Genomic DNA, 2402 nt, shown 5'->3' with positions numbered 1-2402 from the left:
TGTGAGCTGTTCCTTCACGATATCGTCGATGGCCTTTGACACGTCCGTGTTGGAAAGCTTTGTCTTAGTCTGTCCCTCGAACTGAGGATCCGGATGCTTCACGGATATGATAGCCTGCATGCCAGATCTTATATCTGCACCTGTCAGATTGGAATCCTTCTCTTTCAGAGTTCCAAGCTCATTTCTCGCATAATTATTGATAAGCTTGGCAAATGCTGACTTGAATCCTGTCACATGGGTTCCACCTTCAGGATTCGTGATATTGTTGGTAAATCCTATGATATTCTCCTCGCCGTCCTCCGTCATCAGAAATACGATATCTGCGGCGATTCCGTCCTTCTCCCCCGATATGGCGACAACCGGTGATGTATGTGTGAGTCCCTGGGATATATCCTCAACAAATGCTGCAAGTCCCCCTGGCTGATGGAACACTATAGGCTCCTCGCCATCCCTCTTGTTCTGGAATGTGATCGTAAGATTCGGATTCAGATATGCTGTCTCTTTAATCCTCTGCTTGATGGCGTCCGCCTTGAACTTTACTGTCTCAAATATTGTATCATCAGGATAGAGTGTTACCGTCGTACCTGTTCTCTTTTCCTTGAGTTTTGTCTTTGGAAGCATACCGTCAACAAGTTCAGTTGTCGGTATTCCCTTCTCGTATGTATCGTGATAGAGGTAGCCATCCCTGGCAACATCTACTATAAGCTTGTTAGACAGTGCATTTACAACTGCAGAACCTACTCCGTGAAGTCCGCCGCTTATCTTGTAGGTGGAGCTGTTAAACTTGCCACCTGCATGCAACACTGTGTATACAACACGCTCCGCAGGAATTCCCTCCTGCTCATGTATATCGACAGGAACACCTCGTCCATCGTCAGACACGGTTGCCGAGCCATCCTCGTTGATGCTCACCCATATATTGTTGCAATACCCCGCCAGATGCTCATCCACCGAGTTGTCTATAAGCTCCTGTATGAGGTGGTTCAGTCCGCTTCGCCCTGTGTTGCCGATGTACATTCCCGGTCTCAGTCTTACCGGCTCAAGTCCCTTTAACACCTCAATGTTTTTTGCACTATATGACATAATCTTCTCCCATTTTATAAATATATTTGCAGATGCCAGAATCCAACAGAAAAAGGAAACCCTTAGAATTATAGCCTAAAAGTTTCCTCCTTGCAAAGTATTTATTGTTCTGACGTGTTATCTGCGCTATTCTCCGGTATCATTTCCGGTTCGCCATCATCCTGCTGTATGATATCAAGGTCGAAGTAGAATACCACTCCATTCTCCACATTGTAAACACCATAGTTCTTGTTGTGAGCCGCCATGGACGCCGCAACTATAGAAAGTCCAATACCGCTTCCACCATACTCTCTCGTCCTCGCCTTGTCCACCTTGTAGAACTTAATGAATACCTTATCAAGCTCATCGTCAGGAATGTTCGGTCCCTCATCATATACAAATACTCTCAAGTTGCCTGTGACGAGTCCATCCTCAGTCCTTCTCGGCTGATCATAGTCCTTATTCGCCGTCCACACTCTGACCTTGCCTCCATCGTTGCAGTAATGAAGTGCATTTGTAAAATAATTGGTGAATACCTGCTCTATCATGAACTCATCTGCATATACGTTGCACACATCATTCAGCTCATCCGCCAGCTCAACTTCCGCATGGTTCTGCTCCACCAGAATGGATGATGAATCCACTACATTCTTTATGAGTGCATCTATGTCAAATACCACAGGATGAACCCTGTCCACTCCAAATTCAAGCTCATTCAGATCAAGTAACTGTCTGACAAGCTTATTCATCTTGCCAGCTTCGTCCAGAATGACATCACAGTAAAACTCCTTGCTCTCATCATCCTCTATAACATTGTCCTTAAGGCCCTCGGCGTATCCCTGTATGAGAGCTATAGGAGTCTTCAGTTCATGGGACACATGGGACAGGAACTCCTTCCTCATCTCATCTATCTGTACCTTCTCATCAATATCCGTCTGCAGCTTAGCATTTGCCTGTTGAAGCTCTGTCAGCGTGTTCCTTAGCTGATATGACATCTCGTTCATACTGTCCGCCAGCTCACCAATCTCATCGTTGGATGCGTGATCCACCTTCACATCGAGATCAAGCTGTGCCATACGATTGGCAACCGACGCAAGATTCTTTATCGGCTTTGCAACCGCATTGCTTATAAAATAAACCATCACAAATCCAAGCAGTGCCACCACTGAGAACACCAATAAAAAGAACTTCAAAGATGTAACTATCGTTGAGTCCACACTGGAAATAGGTTTTCTGATGATGACAACAAAACCATTGTCAAGGAATCCGACAACGTCATAATAGCTGTTGCCTGTATTCCTGTCATTTGTGATCTGTATATCATATTTATCTGTCTTCTC

General features: G+C 45.1%; 2 protein-coding genes. Both read right to left on the bottom strand.

The features are described from left to right. Nucleotides 1-1083: ATP-binding protein (locus tag CCU_RS11970; protein WP_243440896.1), on the bottom strand; the 1083-nt coding region annotated here is incomplete at its 3' end. A 101-nt stretch (nt 1084-1184) separates the two neighbouring features. After that, the coding region (locus CCU_RS11965; RefSeq protein WP_208896219.1) for a sensor histidine kinase at nt 1185-2402 on the bottom strand (1218 nt) is incomplete at its 5' end.

The sequence above is a fragment of the Coprococcus sp. ART55/1 genome, from assembly GCF_000210595.1.
Taxonomy (GTDB): domain Bacteria; phylum Bacillota; class Clostridia; order Lachnospirales; family Lachnospiraceae; genus Coprococcus; species Coprococcus aceti.
The sequence above is the reverse complement of the archived record's forward strand: the minus strand, read 5'-3'. Positions and strand labels throughout refer to the sequence as shown.